The sequence below is a fragment of the Thioclava sediminum genome (assembly GCF_002020355.1).
GTDB lineage: Bacteria > Pseudomonadota > Alphaproteobacteria > Rhodobacterales > Rhodobacteraceae > Thioclava > Thioclava sediminum.
Map to the genome: position 1 here is coordinate 834,897 of NZ_MPZV01000002.1, position 22,438 is coordinate 857,334.

The following is a 22,438-nucleotide window of genomic DNA, read 5'->3' on the forward strand; positions in this document are numbered from 1 at the left end:
ATATTTGGGTCGAGAAGAAGACGCCTGCTCCTTCCCGATCCCAAACGGGCTGCTTGCTCAGGCGGCTTTTTCGGCCGGGGTCGCGAGCGTCACGATATCCATCATGATCCGGTTCAGCTCGAAATCCTTGGGCGTATAGACGCGCGCGACGCCGAAGCTCAGGAGCTTCTTCGCGTCCTCATCCGGGATGATCCCGCCGACGACGACCGGGACATGGTCGAGGCCAGCGGCGCGCATCCGCTCCATCAACTCCTCGATCAGGGGCATATGCGAGCCCGACAGGATCGACAGCCCCACCACATGCGCCTCGTCCTCGATGGCTTTGGCGACGATCTGTTCCGGCGTCAGGCGAATGCCGTCATAGGTGATGTCCATGCCGCAATCGCGGGCGCGGAAGGCGATCTGCTCGGCGCCGTTCGAGTGGCCGTCGAGGCCCGGCTTGCCGACGAGGAATTTCAGACGACGGCCCAGCTGCGAGCTCACCGCATCCACGGCCTCGCGGATATCGTCGAGCCCTTCGGTCTGGTTCGAGGGCGAGCGCGAGACCCCCGTGGGGCCGCGATACTCGCCATGAACGGCGCGCATCACGCCTGCCCATTCGCCGGTGGTCGCGCCCGCTTTCGCGGCAGCGATCGAAGCTTCCATGATATTCTTGCCAGCCTTCGCGTCCGCCTTGAGTTGCGCGAGCGCATCCTGCACCGCGGCCTCGTCACGCTCGGCGCGCCAGGCGTTCAGACGGTCGATCTGCTCCTGCTCCACCGCCGGGTCGACGACCATGATGCCGCCATCGCCTGCGGTCAGCGGCGAGGGTTCGCCCTGCTGCCAGCGGTTCACACCGACGACGATGGTTTCCTCGGCTTCGATCCGGTTGATCCGCGCGGCGTTCGATTCCACCAGACGCGATTTCATGTAGTCGATCGCGGCAATCGCCCCGCCCATACCGTCGAGCGTTTCCAGCTCGGCCCGCGCGCCGTCCTTCAGCGCCTCGACCTTCGCACTCACCGCCGGGTTGCCGTCGAACAGATCGCCATATTCCAGAAGGTCGGTCTCATAGGCCATGATCTGCTGCATCCGCAGCGACCATTGCTGATCCCAGGGGCGCGGCAGGCCGAGCGCTTCGTTCCAGGCGGGCAGCTGCACCGCGCGGGCGCGCGCGTTCTTCGACAGCGTCACGGCCAGCATCTCGATCAGGATGCGGTAGACGTTGTTCTCGGGCTGCTGTTCGGTCAGGCCGAGCGAGTTCACCTGCACGCCATAGCGGAAACGGCGGAATTTCTCGTCCTCGACACCGTAACGCTCGCGGCAGATCTCGTCCCACAGCTCGGTGAAGGCGCGCATCTTGCACATCTCGGTCACAAAGCGGATGCCCGCATTCACGAAGAAGGAGATCCGCCCGACCATCGCCGGGAAAGCCTCTTCCGGCACCTTGGTTTTCAGATCGTCCAGCACCGCAATCGCGGTCGCAAGCGCGAAGGCTAACTCCTGCTGCGGCGTCGCCCCGGCTTCCTGCAGGTGATAGGAACACACGTTCATCGGGTTCCATTTCGGCAGGTGCTCGCGGGTATAGGCCGCGACATCGGTGATCATCGCGAGCGAGGGCTTGGGCGGGCAGATATAGGTGCCGCGCGAGAGATACTCTTTCACCAGATCGTTCTGTACCGTCCCCTGCAGCTTCGACACATCCGCGCCCTGCTCTTCGGCCACCGCAATATAGAGCGACAAGAGCCACGGCGCCGTCGCGTTGATCGTCATCGAGGTGTTCATCTGCTCGAGCGGGATTCCATCGAACAGCGCACGCATGTCGCCCAGATGGCAGACCGGCACGCCGACCTTGCCCACCTCGCCGCGCGACAGGACATGGTCGCTGTCATAGCCGGTCTGGGTCGGCAGGTCGAAAGCAACCGAAAGACCCGTCTGCCCCTTGGCGAGGTTGTTGCGATAGAGCGCGTTCGAGGCGGCAGCCGTGGAATGGCCCGCATAGGTGCGAAACAGCCAGGGGCGGTCTTTGGCGGGCATCGTGTCGGTCATGGCGGCCTCCATCGGAATACGAATCTTCGTTGCGCAATATTGTTGCGCGTTGGGATGGTTTAAATTGAATTTTGTGATCCTGTCAATTCGCTGCAACGCGGCGTGACTCGTTTCACGCAGCGTCCGCGACGCGAAGCTTTATAAATAGGGGCTTGCTCGCAGCTCGAAAATCGAGAGAGACATAAAATTACAAAAACGGAACGTCAGGGATTGAAAAGTTGCGCAGCCATGCGTATCCCTCTGAACGAACACCGCCCGATTCTGCGGCGCGGCAAGGACAGACAGGAGAAAGCCATGGCCCTTGATCAGGAAACCGGTATCGCGCCCTACGATGCGCCGGAGAAGGACCTTTACGAGATCGGCGAGATGCCGCCCCTCGGCTACGTCCCCCCGAAAATGTACGCTTGGGCGATCCGTCGCGAACGCCATGGCGAGCCCGAGCAGTCGTTCCAGCAGGAAGTCGTCGACACCTGGGAGATCGACAGCCACGAAGTGCTCGTCCTCGTGATGGCCGCGGGCGTGAACTATAACGGCGTCTGGGCCGGTCTCGGCGTTCCGATCTCGCCCTTCGACGGCCACAAGCAGCCCTATCACATCGCAGGCTCGGACGCGTCCGGCATCGTCTGGAAGGTGGGCGACAAGGTCAAACGCTGGAAAGTCGGCGACGAGGTGGTGATCCACTGCAACCAGGACGATGGCGACGACGAAGAGTGCAACGGCGGCGACCCGATGTTCTCTCCCTCCCAGCGGATCTGGGGCTACGAGACGCATGACGGTTCGTTCTCGCAGTTCACCCGCGTGCAGGCGCAGCAGCTGATGCCGCGCCCGAAGCACCTGACCTGGGAAGAGGCCGCCTGCTACACGCTGACGCTGGCCACTGCCTACCGGATGCTGTTCGGTCACCACCCGCATGAGCTCAAGCCCGGTCAGAACGTGCTGGTTTGGGGTGCCTCGGGCGGTCTGGGTTCCTACGCGATCCAGCTTGCGAACACCGCGGGCGCCAATGCGATCGGCGTGATCTCGGACGAGAGCAAGCGTCAATTCGTGATGGATCAGGGCGCCAAGGGCGTGATCAACCGCAAGGACTTCAAATGCTGGGGCCAGCTGCCCACGGTCAACACGCCGGAATATAACGAGTGGCTGAAAGAGGCCCGCAAGTTCGGCAAGGCGATCTGGGACATCACCGGCAAGGGCGTGAACGTGGACATGGTCTTCGAACACCCCGGCGAGGCGACTTTCCCGGTTTCGACCCTGATCGTGAAGAAGGGCGGCATGGTCGTGATCTGCGCCGGCACCTCGGGTTTCAACTGCACTTTCGACGTGCGCTACATGTGGATGCACCAGAAGCGCCTGCAGGGTTCGCACTTCGCAAACCTCAAGCAAGCAGCCTCGGCCAACAAGCTGATGGTGGAGCGGCGTCTGGACCCCTGCATGTCCGAGGTCTTCCCGTGGGATCAGATTCCGCAGGCCCACACCAAGATGCTGCGCAACGAGCATAAGCCGGGCAACATGGCCGTGCTGGTGCAGGCGCCCAAAACCGGGCTGCGTACCTTCGAGGACGCGCTGGAAGCGGGTCGCCGCAACTGACGAGCCGTTGTTGTTTCACGGGAAACCCGCGCTCGGGAGGGCGCGGGTTTTTCTATTTTGGGTGAGGGACGCGCCCGAGCCTTGGGTGGGCGCTTTGATCGGTTCGTGGCTGGGCACTTTATCTCGCAAGCCCGTCGCCCATTCGTTCCCGCGCTGACATCGCCAATGCGCCCTCCCAGGGGGAGGGTCGGGCGCGGCCCGGGGCTGGTCGCCCCGCGCCAAGGACGCAGCCCCAAACGAAAAACGCCCGGCCGATCCGACCGGGCGCTTAGGGCTCTCTTGCCTGCCCTCAAGCAGCTTCGTTCGCATCCTCGGGCTGCTTCGCGCCGGTCATGTAGGCCACCGCATCCGACATCGAATGGTTCTTCGGATCGATCACGCAAAGCCGCTTGCCCAGCCGGTGAACGTGGACCCGATCCGCCACCTCGAACACATGCGGCATGTTGTGCGAGATCAGGATGATCGGCAGACCTTTTGCCTTGAGATCAAGGATCAGGTTGAGCACCTGACGGCTTTCCTTCACGCCCAGCGCCGCCGTCGGCTCGTCCATGATGATCACCTTCGACCCGAAGGCCGCCGCACGGGCCACCGCCACGCCCTGACGCTGACCACCCGACAGCGTCTCGACCGCCTGATCGATGTCCTGAATGGTCGCCAGCCCCAGATCGTTCAGCTTCTCGCGGGCGAAGGCGCGCATCGCGGGCTTGTCGAGCATCCGCAGCCATTTGCCCATCGGACCGGCGCGGCGCAACTCGCGCCCGACGAACATGTTGTCCACGATCGACAGCGCGGGAGAGAGCGCGAGCGTCTGGTAGACCGTCGCGATCCCGGCATCCTGCGCCTCCAGCGGGCTCTTGAAGGAGATCGGCTTGCCTTCGAGCTTGATCTCGCCCTCGTCGGCCGTAACGGCCCCGGAGATCGCCTTGATGAGCGAGGATTTCCCGGCCCCGTTATCGCCGATCACGGCAAGGATTTCGCCCGGGTAGAGATCGAAGTCGCACTCGTCGAGGGCGGTGACGCGGCCATAGCGTTTGACCAGACCGCGTGCGGTGAGAATGGGTTCTTGCGTCATGCCGAAACCTTTCTGATCCATTGGTCGATAGCGACCGCGATGATGATGAGCCAGCCGATGGCGAAGACCTGCCAGAGCACGTCCACATTCGCGAGCCGCAGCCCCGACTGGAACACGCCCACGATCAGCGCCCCGAACAATGCGCCGAGGATCGAGCCGCGCCCGCCGAAGAGCGAGATGCCCCCGATCACCACGGCGGTGATGGAATGCAGGTTCGCCTCGTAGAAGGCCTGCGGCGAGATCGATCCCACGCGGCCGATCGACGCCCAGGCTGCGATCGCGCAGACGAGACCCGCCAGACCGTAGACCGACAGCAGCGTGCGGTCGGTGCGGATACCCGCGAGTTCCGCCGCCTCCTTGTCGTCGCCCACGGCATAGACGTGGCGGCCCCAGGCGGTCTTGTTCAGCAGATACCAGAGCACTAGGAACACCACGACCATCAGGACCGAGCCATAGGTCAGTCGCGCATTGCCGACGGTGATCGTGTTGCCGAAGAATTTCAGAAGGGGCGCGAACTTGTCGATATCCTGCGAGCGGATCGACTGCGCGCCCGAAAGCCACAGGTTCAGCGCGTAGAAGATCGACCAGGTGCCGAGCGTGGTGATGAAGGGCGGCAGTTTCACCTTGGTGACGAGGAAGCCGTTCAGCAAACCGGCGCCGGTGCCGCCTGCGAAGGAAATCAGCAGCGCGATCGGTGCGGGCACGCCCATGTAGACGGCAAGGTTGCCGGCGATCACCGACATCAGCACCATGATCGCGGCCACCGAAAGGTCGATGCCTGCGGTCAGGATGATCAGCGATTGCGCCGCAGCCAGCATCCCGATGATCGAGACCTGCTGCATGATCAGGGTCAGGTTGAAGGCGGAGAAAAACTTGCCCCCTGCGACCAGGCCGAACACGGCGACGGACAACAGAAGCACGATCACCGGCACCATCGTCGGATTGCCGTGCAGCCCGTGCTGGATCGTGCCGAGAAGCCCGCGTTTCTTACTCTTGAAGGCCGCGACGGTCTTGTCGCTTTGGTCGAGGCCGTGCTCGAAGGACTGGCCGCGAGGCGGAACGGTCTGGGTCATGTCCGTCATCCTCTTTGTGCAATGTGGGGTGAAGGGCCGTCACGCGGCCCAAAGGGAAGGGCCACCGCGCGGGGCGGCCCTTCCGGTCTTTCAGGCGGGGATCAGCCCCAGCACTGTTTCAGGCCTTCTTCCGACGAGATCGAGTCGATGCCGTCGACCGGCTGATCGGTGATCAGCGTCACGCCGGTGTTGTAGAAGTCGAGACCTTCGGAGTTCTGCGGCTTGGTGCCGTCCTTGGCGAAGGCCGCGATCGCTTCGATGCCCATCGAGGCCATCTTCAGCGGGAACTGCATCGAGGTCGCGCCAATGATGCCTTCCTTGACGTTCTGCACGCCCGGGCAGCCGCCATCGACCGAAACGATGATCGCCTGATCCTGCATGCCGACCGATTTCAGCGCCTCGTAGGCACCGGCGGCAGCGGGCTCGTTGATCGTGTAGACGACGTTGATGCCCGGATCCTTCTGGAGAAGGTTCTCCATCGCGGTGCGGCCGCCCTGCTCGTTGCCGTTGGTCACGTCATGGCCGACGATGCGCGGATCGTCTTCGTCGCCGATCTTCTTCTCGTCTTTGATGTCGATGCCGAAGCCCTTCATGAAGCCCTGATCGCGCAGGTAATCGACCGAGACCTGGCTCGGGTTGAGGTCGAGGAAGCCGATCTTCGCATCCGCAGCCTTGTCGCCCATTTTCGCCTTGGCCCACTGACCGATCAGCTCGCCTGCCTTGAAGTTGTCGGTGGCGAAGGTCGCATCGGCGGTGTCGGCGGGCTCGAACGGGGTGTCGAGCGCGATCACCAGCGCACCGGCCTCGCGCGCCTTCGTAACCGCAGGCGCAAGCGCACGGCTGTCGGACGGGGTGATCAGGATACCCTTGGCGCCTGCCGCGATGCAGCTTTCGACCGCCGCGACCTGGCTTTCCACGTCGCCGTCGAGCTTGCCCGCATAGGTGTTGAGCGTAATGCCCATCTCTTTGGCCTTGGCCGAGGCACCCTCTTTCATCTTCACGAAGAACGGGTTGGTGTCGGTCTTGGTGATCAGGCAGGCAGTGGTTTCCGCCCAAGCGCCCGTCGCCATCAGACCGAGCGCGGTCGCACCGAGAATTGCGGTTTTCTTCATCATGTCAGGTCTCCTCCCAGAAACAATTCAGCCGTCTCTCCGATCGGCTTCGAGGCAAATCATGTGCGAAGACGGGGCGACTCGTCAATAGATAAATCACGTGGATTTATTAATTGACAGAACACCCTCTGGAAGCCGATAAATACTCAGCGTAACTTAAGCGCGAGCAGCCTCGGAGAATGAACTGTGCCCCAGCGCGTGATGGAAATGATCAAGACCGCCCCGGTGAAAATTGGCACGGATCATTCCTCGATGCGCAACCGCAACGAACGGCTGGTGATGTCGCTGATTCGTCGCCGTGGCGCCTTGGCGAAATCAGAGATCGCGCGGATGACGGGCCTCTCGGCGCAGACCGTCTCCGTCATCATGCGTGCGCTCGAAGATGAAGGCTTCCTGCTGCGCTGCGACCCGGTGCGCGGCAAGGTCGGTCAGCCCACGGTGCCGATGCGCCTGAACCCAGAAGGCGCGTATTTTCTGGGCCTGAAAGTCGGACGTCGCCGCAGCGAAGTGATCCTGATCGACATGATGGGCACACCGATCTCGCGCAGCGTCTCGCGCCACGACTACCCCACCGCCGCCGATACCATCGCCTTCGCCATCGACGCGATCGCCCGGATGGTGACGGAGTTGCCCGCCTCGAAACGCGAACGCATCTCGGGTCTCGGCATCGGCGCGCCGTTCCGGATGTGGGACTGGGGCGTCGCGCTCGGCCTCGACGAAAGTGCGATGGCCGATTGGCGCGAGCGCGACATCCGCGCCGAGCTGGAGGCGATCTACCCGTTCCCCGTGGTGCTGGAAAACGACGCCTCCGCCGCCTGTTCGGCAGAGCTGTTGCTGGGCGATCAGACGCTGCCGGACGATTTCCTCTATGCGTTCGTCGGCTTCTTCGTGGGCGGCGGGCTGGTGATGAACGGCTCGCTTGTGACCGGCCCCAACAACAATGCGGGCGCGCTTGCGTCGATGCCTGTGCCCGACGGTCACGGCGGCCAGTGCCAATTGCTCGACGTGGCCTCGCTCTCAGCCATCGAGACGGCCATGGCCGAGCGCGGTCTCAATGCGAGCTTCCTCTGGGAGCGGCGCGATGTGTGGGACCTTCCCGAAGACATCGTCGAGGACTGGCTCGCGAAAGCGGCGCGCGGTCTCGCGACTGTCGCCGCGTCCTCGGCTGCGCTGTGCGATCTCGACGCCATCGTGATCGACGGCTGGATGCCTGACGATCTGCGCGCGCGGCTCGTCGCCGCAACCGAAGCGGAACTGGCGAAGATCAACCTCTCGGGCGCGGGCGTTCCGATAGTGCGCGAGGGTCAGGTGGGCCCCGATGCCCGCGCGCTGGGGGCTGCAACCCTGCCGCTGAGCCTGCGTTTCCTGACCGAGATCGACCTGCCCGATCAGGCCGACTGAGCGGACCCGACGAAGCGTAGCGACACGATCAGGCCGGGATTGTTGTCGGACAGTTGCAATTCGGCCTCGTGCAGCCCCGCCACCGCATGCACCAGCGCAAGCCCCAGCCCGTTGCCCGGCGTCGTGCGCGAGCGTTCCAGCCGATAAAGCCTGCGCAGAACCTTCTCGCGCTCTGCCGCAGGAATGCCGGGACCATGATCGGCCACGCTGAGAATGATTGCGCCGCGCTCGCGAGACAGGCGCACCGCGATCTGCGGCGCGGGCCCGCCATGGCGGATCGCGTTCTCGATCAGGTTCGACAGCATCTGCCCCAGCAGCCCCCGGTCGCCATGCACCATCAGCGGCGCATCGGGCCGTTGCAGGGTCAGTGCCCCGCCCGCCTCTTCCGCACTGGCCTCGTAAAGCTCGGTGATATCGGCCGCGAGCGCGCCCAGATCGACCCGCGCGAACCGCGCCTTCGGACTGCCGCCCTCGATCTGCGCGATCCGCAGGAGAGAATGGAACACTGCCACCGCGCGTTCGGCCTCGGTGCCCGCTTGCTCGGCCAGCGTCCGGGGCGGCGTGTCCTCGGGCAAAGCCTCTTGCAGCTCCGACAGCAGCACAGAAATCCGCTGCATCGGCGTCTTCAGGTCATGGGCGATATCGGCGGAAACCTGACGCAGCGCCGCGACCGTCGCCTCCTGCGTCTCGGCCATCACGTTCAGCCGCGCCCCGATCCGCGCGAGGTCGTCGCCCTTCCGAGCCTTCACCTCGTCGCGCGGCACGCGCGCCTCCAGCCGCCCTTCGGTCAGATCGTCAAGCGTCTCTTCGATCGCGCTCACCCGCTTGCGCGCCCGCATCCCGACCCAAGCGCCATAGGCCGCAGAGACCAGCAGCGACGGCACAAAGGAGAAAACGAGGATCGCGAGGAAGGTCGAGGTCAGTTCCGCAATCGGCGCGCGGCTCTCGCCGATCACCAGCAAGCCGCCCGCAAGCGGCATCGTCAGCGTGAAATAGCCATGTTTCGAGAGCGGCGCATATTCGGGATGCCGCGAGATGACCCAGCGGTCGCCCTGATGCGTGACCCGCACATTGCCGACCTGCCGCCCATCCGACATCACGAAGGCGATCGCCCGCTCGGACGGGTCCGAGGCCCGCGCCTCCGCCGAGACGATCACCGAGAGAGTCTCGGGATTGGCCGCGACCTGAAACACCGCCGTCTGCTGCTTGAGATCGGCGCGGATCGAATCCTCGGTCGAGGAGCGCAGCGCGACATAGGCAAAGCCGAGCGTCACCAGAAGGATCGCGAAGACGATCCCCATCAGCCCCAGCGCCTGCCGCAGCGGCGTCGAGGCAAGGATTTCCGCGCGGTTCAGACGTGTCTTCATCAGCCCTCGATCCGGTAGCCCGCACCGCGCACGGTGTGGATGAGGTCACGGTCGAACGGCTTGTCGACCTTGTTCCGGAGCCGGGAGATATGGGTCTCCACCACATTGGTCTGCGGGTCGAAATTCAGATCCCACACGCCCTCCAGCAACATCGTCCGGGTCTGCACCCGGCCCTTGCGGCGCAGCAGGAATTCCAACAGCGAGAACTCCCGAGGCAGAAGGTCGATCTCCTGCCCGCCGCGCGTTACCTTGCGCGCGATCAGGTCCATCTTCAGATCGCCTGCCTCCAGCATCACCTGCTCCGACTGCGCCTGCGGGCGGCGCGCCAATGCGGCGAGCCGCGCCGAGAGCTCGCCGAAGGCGAAGGGTTTCACGAGGTAATCATCCGCGCCTGCGTTGAGCCCCTCGATCCGGTCATCCACCCCACCGATCGCGGTCAGGAAGATGATCGGCGTCGTGACCTTTGCGGCGCGGATCGCGCGGGTAATCGAAAGACCGTCCAGTTCCGGCAGCATCCGGTCGATGATCATCACGTCATAGGTCCCGCCCAGCGCCTGGGTCAGCCCGTCGCGGCCATTCGCGAGATGGTCGACCGTGTGGCCCTCTTCGCGCAGGCCCCGCAAAACGTAATCGGCGGTGGTCGCGTCGTCTTCGATCAACAGCAGTTTCATCGCACTCGCTTTCTCGGTTCGCGACATATGTGGCCGATGCCACCGCACAAGTCACGCACCCCTCCCCTAAAGGTGAAAAGGATAACAGGTCTGCAATCTTCCCGCAGAGTCCCTGACAGGCTAGGCCCTCACATAGGGTGCATACCTGTCAACAAGGAGAGAAACATGCAGGACTTCCGCAAAGCCCCCCTGCTGCGCACCCTCGCCACCACCGCCATGCTCGGCGCAGGCGCCGTTGCGACGAGCGGTCTGGCACTGGTCCCGAACGTGGCCGCCGCCGAAACCTTCACCAGCACCGTCGATCTGGTGAAGAAGGTGATGCCCGCCGTGGTCACCATCGAGATCAAGAAGCAGGCCAACGATCAGGAAATGGCCCAGATGGGGATGCCGCAGGATTTCCCCTTCGAGTTCTTCCAGCGTCGTTTCGGCATGCCCGACATGGGTCCGGGTCCCAACGGTCAGGGCCAGCAGATGCAACGTCCTGAGATCACCGGCCTCGGCACCGGCTTCATCATCCAGAAAGACGGCCATATCGTCACCAACGCGCATGTCGTCGACGGTGCCGAGAGCGTGAAGGTCACCTTCTCCGACGGCTCGACCGCAGATGCGAAAGTGATTGGCGAAGACAAGGCCACCGATATCGCCGTGGTCAAGGTCGATACCGACAAGGACCTGCCGACCGTGGGCTTCGGCGACAGCCAGACCGCACAGGTCGGCGAGCCCGTCGTGGCGATCGGCAACCCGTTCGGCCTCGGCACCTCCGTGTCGACCGGCATCGTCTCGGCCAAGGGCCGCGACTTGAAATCGGGCCCGTTCGATAACTACATCCAGACCGATGCAGCCATCAACAAAGGTAACTCGGGTGGCCCGCTCTTTGACGCCCAAGGCGAAGTGATCGGCATGAACACCGCGATCCTGTCGCCCACCGGCGGCTCCGTCGGAATCGGTTTCTCGGTGCCCTCCGACACGATCAAGGGCGTCGTCGCCGATCTGCAGAACGACGGCACCGTCAAGCGCGGCTTCCTCGGCGTGCAGATCCAGCCGGTCAGCGAGGACATCGCGGCGGCGCTGGGTCTCGACAAGCCCGAAGGCGTGCTCGTGGCCGATGTGTCGTCCGATACGCCCGCGAAGAAAGCTGGCCTGAAGCGCGGCGACATCATCGTCGGCGTCGATGGCAAGCCGATGAAAGAGCCCCGCGATCTGACCCGTGCGATCGGGTCCGACGCGCCGGGCACCGAAGTGCAGCTCTCGCTGCTGCGCGCGAACAAGCCGCTCACGCTCTCCGTCACTCTTGATGAGCGGCCCACCGAGAAGACCAAGTCATAATACTTGACGTCTATCGGTTAGAAGGCACGCCCGGAGCATCTGCTTCGGGCGTGTCTTTTAGTTTGGAGGGTCAGTTTGCGCCGTTGGGCGCGGCAGTCGATGCGGGCGCGGGCGCAGCGTCGGAGGTCGGCGGCGCGATCGTCTCCGCCACCTGATAAAGCCGCCAGTCGTCCTGCCGGAAATGCCGCTCCGCGATCTGGCTGAGACCGTCGGCGCCCTCGATCGGCTTCGCTGCGAGGATCAGACCGCCGGGATGATCCGCCATCCAGCGCCCCAGATCGGCGCTGTTGTCGAGCACCGTCACAGGCTTCTCAAGCCGCGCGACGAACGAGAACTGTCCCGCATAGCCGCGATCGGTGGTCGCCACACCATTCTCGGAATGAGAGGCGATCAGGCTCGCGATCGGGGCCGGATCGTAGACTTTCCAAAGGATCGGCCAGACCATGATCTGAATGGCGATCAGCACCAGCGGCGCGACGAAGGCTTCGGCGAACCAGCCCTGCCGCGCCTTGAGCACGATCAGCGCACCACCCACGAGAAGCGCCACACCCGCGATCACGAAGAGCCACGAGCCGGTGCCCTCGGGCAGATCCGGGAACGCCCCGAAATGCACCGATGCGGCAGCGATCGCCGTCGCCACGCCGGGCAGAAGCCACAGCAGGCGCAGCCAGTGCATCCGGCGCTCCGCCGTGGGCAGCAGCCCCGACAGGATCAGCGCCAGCGCAGGCAGTTCCGGCACGAGGTAATGCGCCTGTTTGCCCGAAATCAGCGAGAAGGCGACAAAGGCGGTGACGAACCAGACCGTCGCCAGCCGCGAACCCGCATCCTCCCAAAGCCGCGAGGGTTTGAAGGTGGCCAGCCCCGCGCGGCTCCAGCCCCACGGCCAGAGGAAGAAGGGCAGCAGCGCCACGAAGAACCAGACGGGGCGGCCGTGGGCGAAGCTTTCCACCATCCGTCCGGCGCTTTGCTTCCACAGGATCTGCTCGCGATATTCCGCCCCGCCGAAGATGATCGCGGGGCCGAGCCACAGCAGCACGATGCCGAACCCGATCAGAAAACCGAACCCGATCCGCGCATACCATTGCTTGAGCGCGGGCCGCTCCGCCCCCGTCGCCCAAAGCGGCATCAAAAGCGCGGTCGGCAGCACATGCACCAGGATCACCGGCCCCTTGGCGAAGACGCCGAAGGCCAGCGCGATACCAAGCCCGATCACCGGGGCGAAGCGCTCCGTGTCGCGCATCGCCCAGACCGCGAGCATCCCCAGCAGCGTCGCCGCCGTCAACATCGTGTCGAACATCGTCGTCGAGCCGAACAGCAGGAATACTCCGCTCGTCCCGAGGATCAGCGCGGCGAGCCCGGCGCGCTCGGGTTCCTCCGGCCAGAGCCTGCGCGCGAGCATCGCGACCAGCCCGACCGACAGCAGCCCGAAGGCGGGCGCGACCAGCCGCGCCGCCCATTCGCTGGGGCCCGTGACGCTCCAGACGATATTGATGAGCCAGAACAGAAGCGGCGGCTTGTCGGAATAGATCGCGCCGTTGAGATGCGGCACCAGCTTGGAGCCGCCCTGCCACATCTCCCAGGCGACCGTGACATAACGCGTCTCGTCGATCGCCATCAGCGGACGCATGATCATCAACACCACCGCGCTCAGCGCGAAAAGGAAAAGCGCCCCGATCAGGGGAACGCGCCAAGCGGTCGAACTCATAGGCGTGTCTTTCTGTCGTCTGTGTCGAAGGGTTCCATACTGCTTGACCCCCGAATGACCTCGCGTGTCAAGGCGCACGACCATCACGGCTTCAGGATAGGCGCTCAAAACTAATTAATAAAAACTTGGAACTGCTCGGAGAGGGGCGACGTTGGATGTCCGAAGATACAGAAGGGAGACACGTACCATGAAGAAGATGTTCCTCATCCTGCCGCTCAGCGCCACCGTTGCCGTTGCAGGCTGCCAGATGTCGCAACAAGACCGCGCTGCCGCGACCGGCGGTGTTGCCGGTGCCGCGATCGGCGCTGCTGTTTCGGATGACGGCGACCGCGTGCAGAACGCCGCGATCGGCGGCGCAGTCGGCACCGTTGCCGGCGCTCTGATCGGCAAAGCCAACCAGCCGGGTCAGTGCCGCTATCGCGACTCCTATGGCCGCGAGTACATCGCGCCCTGCTAAGGCCCCGCCACAGGTAACCTCGAAAACCGTTCGGACCCTCATCCGAACGGTTTTTTCTTGCGCGCATGGCGGGATGTCCCGCAGACGTGACAAGCGCGGATTGTCGCACGCCATTGCCGCAGACCCTCTGCCCGGCTATCTCCACAGCCAAGCGCGACAGAGGAAAAGACCCCAAAATCCCTATGACAGACGCCACGACCGAAGCGCCGAAGCCGAAAGCCGTTCTTGCCCGTATCGCTCAGCCGGTGGCGGGGAAGTTGAAGCTCGCCGGGTGGCTCGGCGTAGCCTCGGCGCTGATCTGGCCCGCACAGGCCGCTCTGATCGGGCTGGTGCTGGGCGATCTGGTCGCGCCCGGAGTAAGCACCGCGCTCTCGCCGCTTGCCGGGGCCGCGGGTTTCGTGGCGCTGGCGCTCGTGCGGATCGCGCTCGACTGGGTTTCGCAGAAGCTTTCCGCCGATGCCGCCGAGGTCGTGCTGCGCGAGAGCCGCGAGACACTGATCCGAAAGGCGCTGCGTCAGGCCAGCGGGGCCGCCGCGCTGTCGCCTGCGGAACTGGCCTCGCTGTCCGCAGAGAAGCTCGGCGCACTCGGTCCTTGGGCCACGCGCTACCAGCCCGCCTTCCTGCGCGCCCGGATCATCCCCCTCGCCTTCATCCTGCTCGCCGCCACGCAAAGCTGGGCGGTCGCGGGCATTTTGCTGATTGCGGGGCCGCTGATCCCGCTCTTCATGGCGCTTGTTGGCATGGCCGCGCAGGAGGCCTCGGAAAAGCAGATGGTCGAGATCGGCTCTCTGAACCGCCTGCTGATCGACCGGATCGCCGCGATCACCGATCTGCGGCTGCTGGGCGCGGAGGCCCGCTCGCGTGCCGATCTGGAGACCAAATCCGAAGACCTGCGCGTCCGCACGATGGCGGTTCTGCGGGTGGCCTTCCTGTCCTCGACGCTTCTGGAACTGTTCGCCGCGATCGGCGTGGCGCTGGTCGCGGTTTATGTCGGCTTCTCGCTGATCGGATGGATGAACTTCGGGACTTGGGGTAGCAAGATGACCCCGGCCGAGGGGATTTTCCTGCTGATGATCGCGCCCGAATTCTTCCAGCCGCTGCGCGATCTTGCAGCGGCGTGGCATGACCGGGCCGCCGCGCTCGCCGTGGCCTCCGAGCTGGAGACGACCGAGACCGAAATCGCAAAGGCCAACACGCTGATGGGCACCGGCGGCGAAGGCACGGCACCGCAGCTTGGCGCGCTGCGTTGGCATGGTCTGCAAATTCGCCCCGGCGAGGCCGCTGATCCGATCCCCCTGCCCGATGGCGACATCGCGCCGGGCGAGGCGGTGGCGATCACCGGGCCGTCGGGCGCAGGCAAGACGACGCTTCTGACCGCGCTGGTCGGGCTGATCCACCCCGAGGCCGGGGAGATCACGCTGGGCGACACCGCGCTGACCGAGCAAAACGCCGATGACTGGCGCGCGGCCTTCGGCTGGATTCCGCAAAGCCCGCGATTCGCCGATGCGAGCCTGCGCGAGCTGATCACGCTGAACCGTCCCGGCGATCTCGATGCGGCGCTGGACGCCGCGCAGGCCACCGAGGTCGTCGCGGGCCTTCCCGGCGGGCTCGACGCCCGGCTGGGCGATATGGGCGGCGGCGTCTCGGGCGGCGAGGCGCGACGTCTGCTGATCGCGCGGGCCCATTACGCGGGCCGCCCGATCGTGCTGGCCGACGAACCAACCGCCGATCTCGATGCCGAGACGGGCGCCAAGGTGATCGCGGCGCTGCTGGCGCTGCGCGCCCACGGCACCACCTTGATCGTCGCGAGCCACGACCCCGCCCTCGTTGCCGCGATGGACCGCCAGATCGACCTGGAGGGCGCAGCATGAAAACGCTTCTGACCCTCACCGCCCGCCTGATCGCCGATCAGAAATGGGCCTTCAGCCGAGGGCTCGCGCTGTCCTTCCTCGTGCTCGCGATGGGGGCGGCACTGCTCGGCCTGTCGGGTTGGTTCATCACCGCCTCGGCCTTGGCCGGGATCACGGGGCTGGGCCTCAACTTCAATTTCTTCACCCCCTCGGCAGGCGTGCGCGGTCTCGCGCTCGGTCGCGCTGTGTCGCGCTATGGCGAACGGTTGCTGACCCATGACGCCACGCTGCGCGCGCTGGCAAAGCTGCGCATCGACCTGATGGATGGCGTCTCGCGCCGCCCGCATGAAGAGCAGGCACGGCTGCGTGGCGCGCAGGCGCTGAACCGGATCACTTCGGATGTGGATGCGCTGGACGGCGTGCTGCTGCGGCTGGTCATCCCCTTCCTCGCAGGCGGCATGGTGCAGATCGCGGCGCTTCTGATGCTGTGGTGGCTCGAAGGGCTGCCGATCGGGCTGGCGGTCTTCCTGATCTACCTGCTGGGCGGCGGGCTCGGGCTGATCTGGGTGGCCCGTGCCGCCCGCCACGATGCCCGCGCGGCCGAGACCGCGCTGCAAAACATCCGCCGCCGCGCACTGGAAACGATGCGTGCGCGGGCTGATCTGGCAGTGGCCGGACAGTTGGAAGCCGCCACCGCGCAGACCTTGGCCGAGGTTGAGGCCGAGGCGCTGGCGCGGCGCAATCTCGAGGCGCTCGACCGGCGCGTGGGGGCCGTGATCTCGGCCACGACCGCGCTTGCCGGAGCCGCCGCCCTGGCCATAGCGGGGCAGATGGCGCTAGCCGGGCAGATCACACCCGCCCGCGCCGCGATGGGCCTTTTCGTCGCGCTGGCGCTGGCCGAGTCGCTGATGCTGCTCCGTCGCGGCATGGCCGAGATCGGGCGGATGCAGGAGGCGGGCGCGCGGGTCATGGACCTGACCGATACGCCTGCGCGCGCCCAGCCCGACGGCCACGCCCACACCGATACCGACGCCCCGCTGATCGAGTCGCGCAACGTGGCCTTCACCCGTGCCAAGAGCGCCGCGCCGCTCTTTTCCGATCTGACCTTCAGCCTCGCGCGCGGCGAGACCGTGATGCTTGCCGGGCCTTCGGGCGCAGGGAAATCCACCGCGCTCGCCGTATTGTCCGGCCTTCTCAAGCCGTCCGGTGGCGAGATCACGGTGATGGGGCGTGCGCTGGCCGACTGGCCGGAGGGCGACCTGCGCGATGTGCTCACAATGGTCCCGCAGCGCAGCCAGTTGATCGGTGGCACCATCGCCGAGAACCTCGCGCTCGCGCTGCCGCCCGCGGCGCAGCTCGATGAAGACGCGGCTTGGGCCGCGCTGCGCGCCGTCGCGCTCGATGAGGTGATCGCCGCGCGCGGTGGCCTCGAGGCACGGCTTGGCGAAGGCGGCACCGGTCTTTCGGGCGGTCAGACGAAACGTCTGGCGCTGGCCCGTGCGGCGCTGCGCCAGCCTGACATCCTGCTGCTGGACGAGCCGACCGAGGGGCTCGACGCCCCAACGGCCGCCGCGACTCTCTCCGGATTGCGCGCGCTTTTGCCCGACGCGGGCTTCCTTCTGGTCTCTCATAGACAGCCCGACCAGAGCGCCGCCACGGGCACCATCGCGCTGAAATGACGCACGACCTGCGACAATAAGCCCTTAATTTCATGTGACATATTGTCGTTCACGGCTCTTCACACCTCCGTGCGACACATCGTCAATTTGATTTGGCTCAATGTCAGGCGCAGACCGCCCGCCCATAAGCTGCATCCAGGAATAATATTTCCGAGAAACTCGGCTTTTGGCGAGGTCGGGTGCAAGTAGGGAAACGGAGAACGAGAATGGATTTCGGGATCGTTGAGCTGTCACGGCTGCAATTTGCCATGACCGCCATGTATCACTTCCTCTTCGTGCCGCTGACGCTTGGTCTGTCGATCATCGTGGCGATCATGGAGACGGTCTATGTGATGACCAACCGCCCCATCTGGCGGCAAATGACCAAGTTCTGGGCCACGCTGTTCGGCATCAATTTCGTGCTGGGCGTGGCCACGGGCCTCACGATGGAATTCCAGTTCGGCATGAACTGGAGCTACTATTCGCACTATGTGGGCGACATCTTCGGCGCGCCGCTCGCCATCGAGGGCCTGATGGCCTTCTTCATGGAAGCGACCTTCGTCGGGTTGATGTTCTTCGGCTGGGAGAAGCTCTCGCCGGTCAAGCACATGGTCGTCACCTGGCTCGTCGCCATCGGGTCGAACTTCTCGGCGCTCTGGATCCTCATCGCCAATGGCTGGATGCAAAACCCGGTCGGCGCCCACTTCAACCCGCTGACGATGCGGATGGAGATGACCTCCTTCTTCGACGTCGTGTTCAACCCCGTCGCGCAGGCCAAGTTCGTGCACACGGTGTCGGCTGGCTACGTCACGGCGGCTGTCTTCGTGATGGGCGTGTCGAGCTGGTACATGCTCAAGGGTCGTCATTTCGAGCTCGCCCGCCGCTCGATCGCGGTTGCGGCCGCCTTCGGTCTCGCCTCGGCCCTGTCGGTCGTCATCCTCGGCGACGAGTCGGGCTACGAGACGACTCATAACCAGAAAATGAAGCTCGCCGCGATGGAAGCGATGTGGGAGACCGAACCGGCGCCCGCCTCCTTCACCCTCTTCGGCATTCCCGATCAGCAAGATCGCGAGACCAAATACGCGATCCACATCCCGTGGGTGATGGGCCTGATCGGCACCCGCTCGCTGACCGAGCAGATCACCGGGATCGACGAGCTCGTGAAAGGCTCGGAAGAGCGGATTCGCAACGGTATCGTCGCCTATGACGACCTGCTGAAAATCCGCGAAGCCAAGGGCGACGTTTCCGCCGATGTCGAGAAGCAGTTCAACGAGAATGTCGGCGATCTGGGCTATGCCTATCTGCTCAAACGCTACGTGGACGATCCCCGTCAGGCGACCGATGCGCAGATCAAGATGGCCGCGGACGACACCGTGCCGACGGTCTGGCCGATCTTCTGGTCTTTCCGCCTGATGGTGGCGCTTGGCTTCTCCTTCATCGCGCTGATGGTCTACTTCTTCGTCGTCTCGAACTGGAAGGGCATGCAATATCCGCGTTGGGCGCTGCGTCTGGCCGTGATCGTCATCCCCGCCCCGTGGATCGCCGCGGAACTGGGCTGGTTCACCGCCGAGTTCGGACGCCAACCCTGGACGGTGGACGGCGTGTTGCCGACGGCGCTGTCGGTCAGCCACCTTTCGGTGGGCGACCTGCTGTTCACCCTGCTGGGCTTCGTGGCCTTCTACACCGTGCTCTTCGTCATCGAGATGGGCCTTATGATCAAATACATCAAAAAAGGCCCGTATCAGGATGTCGAGGTCACTCAAGAGTGGCTGCAGCGCCATGACGACCGCCTGTCCGGTCGCGACGGCAATGCCCCTGTCACCATGCCTGCGGAGTAAGAACCAATGATCCTCTATGAACTCATCCCCCTCGACGTTCTGCGCGTCATCTGGTGGCTGCTGCTGGGCGTCCTGCTGATCGGCTTCGCGCTCACCGATGGCTTCGATATGGGCGTGGGTGCCCTCCTGCCCTTCGTCGGCAAGACCGATAGCGAGCGCCGCGTGGCGATCAACACGGTCGGCCCGGTCTGGGAAGGCAACCAGGTCTGGTTCATCCTCGGCGGGGGCGCGATCTTCGCGGCCTGGCCACCCCTCTACGCGGTGAGCTTCTCGGGGTTCTACCTCGCGATGTTCCTCGTGCTCGCGGCGCTCATCCTGCGCCCCGTCGGATTCAAGTATCGCTCGAAGCGCGACTCGGCGGCTTGGCGCAACGGCTGGGACTGGGCGCTCTTCGTGGGCGGCGCGGTGCCGGCACTGATCTTCGGCGTCGCCGTCGGCAACGTGCTGCAAGGCGTGCCCTTCGAGTTCAACGACATGCTGATGCCGCTCTATCCGGGCAACTTCATCATGAAGCTGCTGGGCCTTCTGAACCCCTACGCGCTGCTGGCAGGCGTGGTGTCGCTGTCGATGCTGATGATGCATGGCGCGGCGTGGCTCTCGGTGAAGACCGAAGGCGCGGTGAAGGTTCGCGCGACCGAGATCGGCTCCGTTGCAGGCATGGTGGCCTTCGTGGCCTATATCCTCGCGGGGATCTGGCTCGCCTTCGGGATCACGGGCTACCACATCACTTCGGTCGTGCCGGACAACGGCCCCTCCAACCCGCTCTTCTCGACGGTCGAGCATAGCGGGAGCTGGATGCAGGCCTATGCGGACCGCCCGTGGATCGCGATTGCGCCGATCCTCGGCCTCGCGGGTATCGCAATGGCGGTACGGGGGCTGCGCGCCGGGCGCGAAGTCTCGACGCTGCTCTGGTCGAAACTGGGCATCTTCGGCGTGATCTCCTCGGTCGGCCTGACGATGTTCCCCTTCATCCTGCCGAGCTCGAAAATGCCCGACGCCTCGCTGACGGTCTGGGACGCTTCGTCCTCGCACCAGACGCTCTTCATCATGCTCGTCTGCGCGCTCATCTTCATGCCGCTCATCCTCGCCTATACCGCATGGGTCTATAAGGTCCTGTGGGGCAAGGTGACGGTCGAAGACGTCGAGCGCGACAGCCATACCGTTTACTAAGGAGACAGACAGATGTGGTATTTCGCATGGATCCTCGGGCTTCCGCTGGCCGCTCTGGTCGCCGTCGCCAACGCGATGTGGCTCGAGATGCAGAACGACTGCAAGATCGCCGGTGAGTGTAAGGACGACTGACCTTGCCCGGCAAACAAACGCGAAAGGCCGCCTTCGGGCGGCCTTTTTCATGGGCGGATCGCGGATACACGCCGACGCTAGGGCAATCTGCACGCTCCGCTAGCGCAAACAGTCGAAAAGACGTGACGTTTCAGGGCCAAAACGAGGCGTTTTCCCCCTGTCCCTTCGCCCTTTGCTCTTGTAACAAAATTGCCGAATGAATCCGTTCGCCGCAATTTGGCGGACTACACAAGGGAGACACGCCATGAAGGTTCTCGTGCCTGTGAAGCGCGTGATCGACTATAACGTGAAAGCTCGCGTGAAAGCGGACGGAAGCGGTGTCGATCTCGCCAATGTCAAAATGTCGATGAACCCGTTCGACGAAATCGCTGTCGAAGAGGCGATCCGTCTGAAGGAGAAGGGCGCCGTCGAAGAGATCATCGCGGTCTCCATCGGCGTGAAGCAGGCGCAGGAAACCCTGCGCACCGCGCTCGCGATGGGTGCGGATCGTGCGATTCTCGTGGTCGCCGCCGATGACGTGCAGACCGATATCGAGCCGCTGGCCGTCGCCAAGATCCTCGCCAAGGTCGTCGAGGAAGAGCAGCCCGGCATGGTGATCCTCGGCAAGCAGGCGATCGACAACGACATGAACGCGACCGGCCAGATGCTGGCAGCGCTTCTGGGCTGGGGTCAGGCGACCTTCGCCTCGGAAGTCGTGGTCGAGGGCGAGGCCGCGAAGGTCACCCGCGAAGTCGACGGCGGGCTGCAGACCATCGAGGTCAAACTGCCCGCTATCGTCACCACCGACCTTCGTCTGAACGAGCCGCGCTACGCCTCGCTGCCGAACATCATGAAGGCGAAGAAGAAGCCGCTCGAAGAGAAGACAGCCGACGACTACGGCGTCGACGTCTCGCCGCGCCTCGAAGTGGTGAAGACCACCGAGCCGGAAGCGCGTCAGGCTGGCGAAATGGTGCCGGACGTCGACACGCTGGTTGCGAAACTCAAAGAGAAGGGGGTCGTGTGATGGCCGTTCTGCTGCTGGGTGAAGTGAATGATGGCGAACTGTCGGTCGACGCGACCGCCAAGGCCGTCTCCGCCGCAAAATCGCTGGGCGATGTGACCGTGCTCTGCGCGGGCGCGTCTGCTGCCGCCGCGGGGGAAGCCGCCGCCAAGATCGACGGTGTCGCGAAGGTGCTCGTGGCCGAGGATCCCTCGCTGAGCCACCGTCTGGCGGAGCCGACCGCCGCGCTGATCGTGTCGCTCGCGGGCGACTATTCGCATATCGTGGCGCCTGCCACGACCGATGCGAAGAACGTGATGCCGCGCGTGGCGGCCCTGCTCGACGTGATGGTGATCTCGGATGTCTCCGGCGTTGTCGATGCCGACACGTTCGAGCGCCCGATCTACGCGGGTAACGCGATCCAGACCGTGAAATCGAAGGACGAGAAGAAGGTCATCACCTTCCGCACCTCGACCTTCGACGCCGCCGGTGAAGGCGGTTCGGCTTCGGTCGAGACCGTCGCCATGTCGGACGCGCCGGCTCTGTCGAGCTGGATCGAAGACAAGGTCGCCGAGAGCGATCGTCCGGAGCTGACCTCGGCGAAGATCGTCGTGTCGGGTGGCCGTGGCGTCGGCTCGGAAGAGGACTTCAAGGTGATCGAAGCGCTGGCGGACAAGCTTGGCGCTGCTGTGGGTGCCTCGCGCGCCGCCGTCGACTCGGGCTTCGCGCCGAACGACTGGCAGGTCGGTCAGACCGGCAAGGTCGTGGCCCCCGATCTCTACATCGCCTGCGGCATCTCCGGGGCTATCCAGCACCTCGCCGGCATGAAGGACTCGAAGATCATCGTCGCGATCAACAAGGACGAAGAAGCGCCGATCTTCCAGGTCGCCGATTACGGTCTGGTTGCGGACCTCTTCGACGCTGTTCCGGCGCTGACCGAAAAGCTCTGATCCTCGGAAGGGGCACTGCCCCCCGGGAGAGTTGAACCGAGTCGAAAGGGCGGGGAATTTCC

At 64.7% G+C, this 22,438-nt stretch carries 18 protein-coding genes; 11 read left to right on the forward strand and 7 right to left on the reverse strand.

Annotated elements, in window-relative coordinates; translation table 11 throughout:
• Positions 1-57: 57 nt before the first annotated feature.
• Positions 58-2,028, reverse strand: coding sequence for a protein meaA (locus BMI91_RS11360; RefSeq protein ID WP_244176612.1), 1,971 nt, complete (start codon positions 2,026-2,028; stop codon positions 58-60).
• A gap of 294 nt (positions 2,029-2,322) precedes the next feature.
• On the opposite strand from BMI91_RS11360, the gene ccrA reads away from it, so the two are divergent.
• Entirely contained in the window at positions 2,323-3,615 is a 1,293-nt protein-coding gene (gene ccrA, locus BMI91_RS11365) for a crotonyl-CoA carboxylase/reductase (RefSeq protein ID WP_078542614.1), read from the forward strand.
• Positions 3,616-3,904: 289 nt separating this feature from the next.
• Here the strand turns inward: ccrA and BMI91_RS11370 are convergent, their stop codons facing one another.
• The 3 genes from BMI91_RS11370 to BMI91_RS11380 form a co-directional block, all read right to left on the reverse strand.
• Complete coding sequence (locus BMI91_RS11370) at positions 3,905-4,687, reverse strand: ATP-binding cassette domain-containing protein (RefSeq protein ID WP_078521408.1); 783 nt, start codon at positions 4,685-4,687, stop codon at positions 3,905-3,907.
• Positions 4,684-5,760 carry an ABC transporter permease gene (locus tag BMI91_RS11375; protein ID WP_078521410.1) on the reverse strand — a complete coding sequence of 359 codons (1,077 nt, stop codon included), beginning with the start codon at positions 5,758-5,760 and terminating at the stop codon, positions 4,684-4,686. Before BMI91_RS11375 ends, BMI91_RS11370 begins: the two co-directional genes overlap by 4 nt.
• 101 nt (positions 5,761-5,861) lie before the next feature.
• Complete coding sequence (locus BMI91_RS11380; RefSeq protein ID WP_078521667.1) at positions 5,862-6,872, reverse strand: sugar ABC transporter substrate-binding protein; 1,011 nt, start codon at positions 6,870-6,872, stop codon at positions 5,862-5,864.
• A 186-nt stretch (positions 6,873-7,058) separates the two neighbouring features.
• Between BMI91_RS11380 and BMI91_RS11385 the strand changes: the two genes are divergently transcribed.
• On the forward strand, positions 7,059-8,273 hold the full coding sequence (locus tag BMI91_RS11385; protein WP_341853197.1) for an ROK family transcriptional regulator: 1,215 nt from the start codon (positions 7,059-7,061) through the stop codon (positions 8,271-8,273).
• Here the strand turns inward: BMI91_RS11385 and BMI91_RS11390 are convergent.
• Both BMI91_RS11390 and BMI91_RS11395 read right to left on the reverse strand, forming a co-directional pair.
• Positions 8,261-9,640, reverse strand: coding sequence for a sensor histidine kinase (locus tag BMI91_RS11390; protein WP_078604977.1), 1,380 nt, complete (start codon positions 9,638-9,640; stop codon positions 8,261-8,263). The genes BMI91_RS11385 and BMI91_RS11390 overlap by 13 nt on opposite strands.
• Entirely contained in the window at positions 9,640-10,311 is a 672-nt protein-coding gene (locus tag BMI91_RS11395) for a winged helix-turn-helix domain-containing protein (protein WP_078521669.1), read from the reverse strand. Before BMI91_RS11395 ends, BMI91_RS11390 begins: the two co-directional genes overlap by 1 nt.
• 165 nt (positions 10,312-10,476) lie before the next feature.
• Here BMI91_RS11395 and BMI91_RS11400 point away from each other — a divergent pair, with 165 nt between their 5' ends.
• Positions 10,477-11,637: a Do family serine endopeptidase gene (locus BMI91_RS11400; RefSeq protein WP_078604978.1), complete on the forward strand. Its 1,161-nt coding sequence runs from the start codon at positions 10,477-10,479 to the stop codon at positions 11,635-11,637.
• A gap of 70 nt (positions 11,638-11,707) precedes the next feature.
• On the opposite strand, the gene BMI91_RS11405 is transcribed toward BMI91_RS11400, so the two are convergent.
• Positions 11,708-13,342 carry an ArnT family glycosyltransferase gene (locus BMI91_RS11405; RefSeq protein ID WP_158522140.1) on the reverse strand — a complete coding sequence of 545 codons (1,635 nt, stop codon included), beginning with the start codon at positions 13,340-13,342 and terminating at the stop codon, positions 11,708-11,710.
• Positions 13,343-13,529: 187 nt separating this feature from the next.
• On the opposite strand from BMI91_RS11405, the gene BMI91_RS11410 reads away from it, so the two are divergent.
• The 8 genes from BMI91_RS11410 to BMI91_RS11445 all read left to right on the forward strand — a co-directional run bounded on the left by BMI91_RS11410 (position 13,530) and on the right by BMI91_RS11445 (position 22,376).
• The gene (locus BMI91_RS11410) at positions 13,530-13,799 is read left to right on the forward strand and encodes a YMGG-like glycine zipper-containing protein (protein ID WP_075776878.1); all 270 of its coding nucleotides are present in this window, start codon (positions 13,530-13,532) and stop codon (positions 13,797-13,799) included.
• Between the two features lie 182 nt (positions 13,800-13,981).
• Positions 13,982-15,670, forward strand: a complete 1,689-nt coding sequence (gene cydD, locus BMI91_RS11415; RefSeq protein ID WP_078604980.1) for a thiol reductant ABC exporter subunit CydD — start codon at positions 13,982-13,984, stop codon at positions 15,668-15,670.
• The gene (locus tag BMI91_RS11420) at positions 15,667-17,328 is read left to right on the forward strand and encodes an amino acid ABC transporter ATP-binding/permease protein (protein WP_078604981.1); all 1,662 of its coding nucleotides are present in this window, start codon (positions 15,667-15,669) and stop codon (positions 17,326-17,328) included. Before cydD ends, BMI91_RS11420 begins: the two co-directional genes overlap by 4 nt.
• A gap of 206 nt (positions 17,329-17,534) precedes the next feature.
• Positions 17,535-19,145: a cytochrome ubiquinol oxidase subunit I gene (locus BMI91_RS11425; protein ID WP_078549389.1), complete on the forward strand. Its 1,611-nt coding sequence runs from the start codon at positions 17,535-17,537 to the stop codon at positions 19,143-19,145.
• 6 nt (positions 19,146-19,151) lie between these two features.
• A complete protein-coding gene (cydB, locus tag BMI91_RS11430; RefSeq protein WP_078604982.1) occupies positions 19,152-20,315 on the forward strand; it encodes a cytochrome d ubiquinol oxidase subunit II in 1,164 nt (387 codons plus the stop codon).
• A 12-nt stretch (positions 20,316-20,327) separates the two neighbouring features.
• The gene (gene cydX / locus BMI91_RS11435; RefSeq protein ID WP_078521427.1) at positions 20,328-20,447 is read left to right on the forward strand and encodes a cytochrome bd-I oxidase subunit CydX; all 120 of its coding nucleotides are present in this window, start codon (positions 20,328-20,330) and stop codon (positions 20,445-20,447) included.
• A 244-nt stretch (positions 20,448-20,691) separates the two neighbouring features.
• Entirely contained in the window at positions 20,692-21,450 is a 759-nt protein-coding gene (locus BMI91_RS11440) for an electron transfer flavoprotein subunit beta/FixA family protein (protein ID WP_078600834.1), read from the forward strand.
• On the forward strand, positions 21,450-22,376 hold the full coding sequence (locus BMI91_RS11445) for an electron transfer flavoprotein subunit alpha/FixB family protein (RefSeq protein ID WP_078604983.1): 927 nt from the start codon (positions 21,450-21,452) through the stop codon (positions 22,374-22,376). Before BMI91_RS11440 ends, BMI91_RS11445 begins: the two co-directional genes overlap by 1 nt.
• Positions 22,377-22,438: the final 62 nt, after the last annotated feature.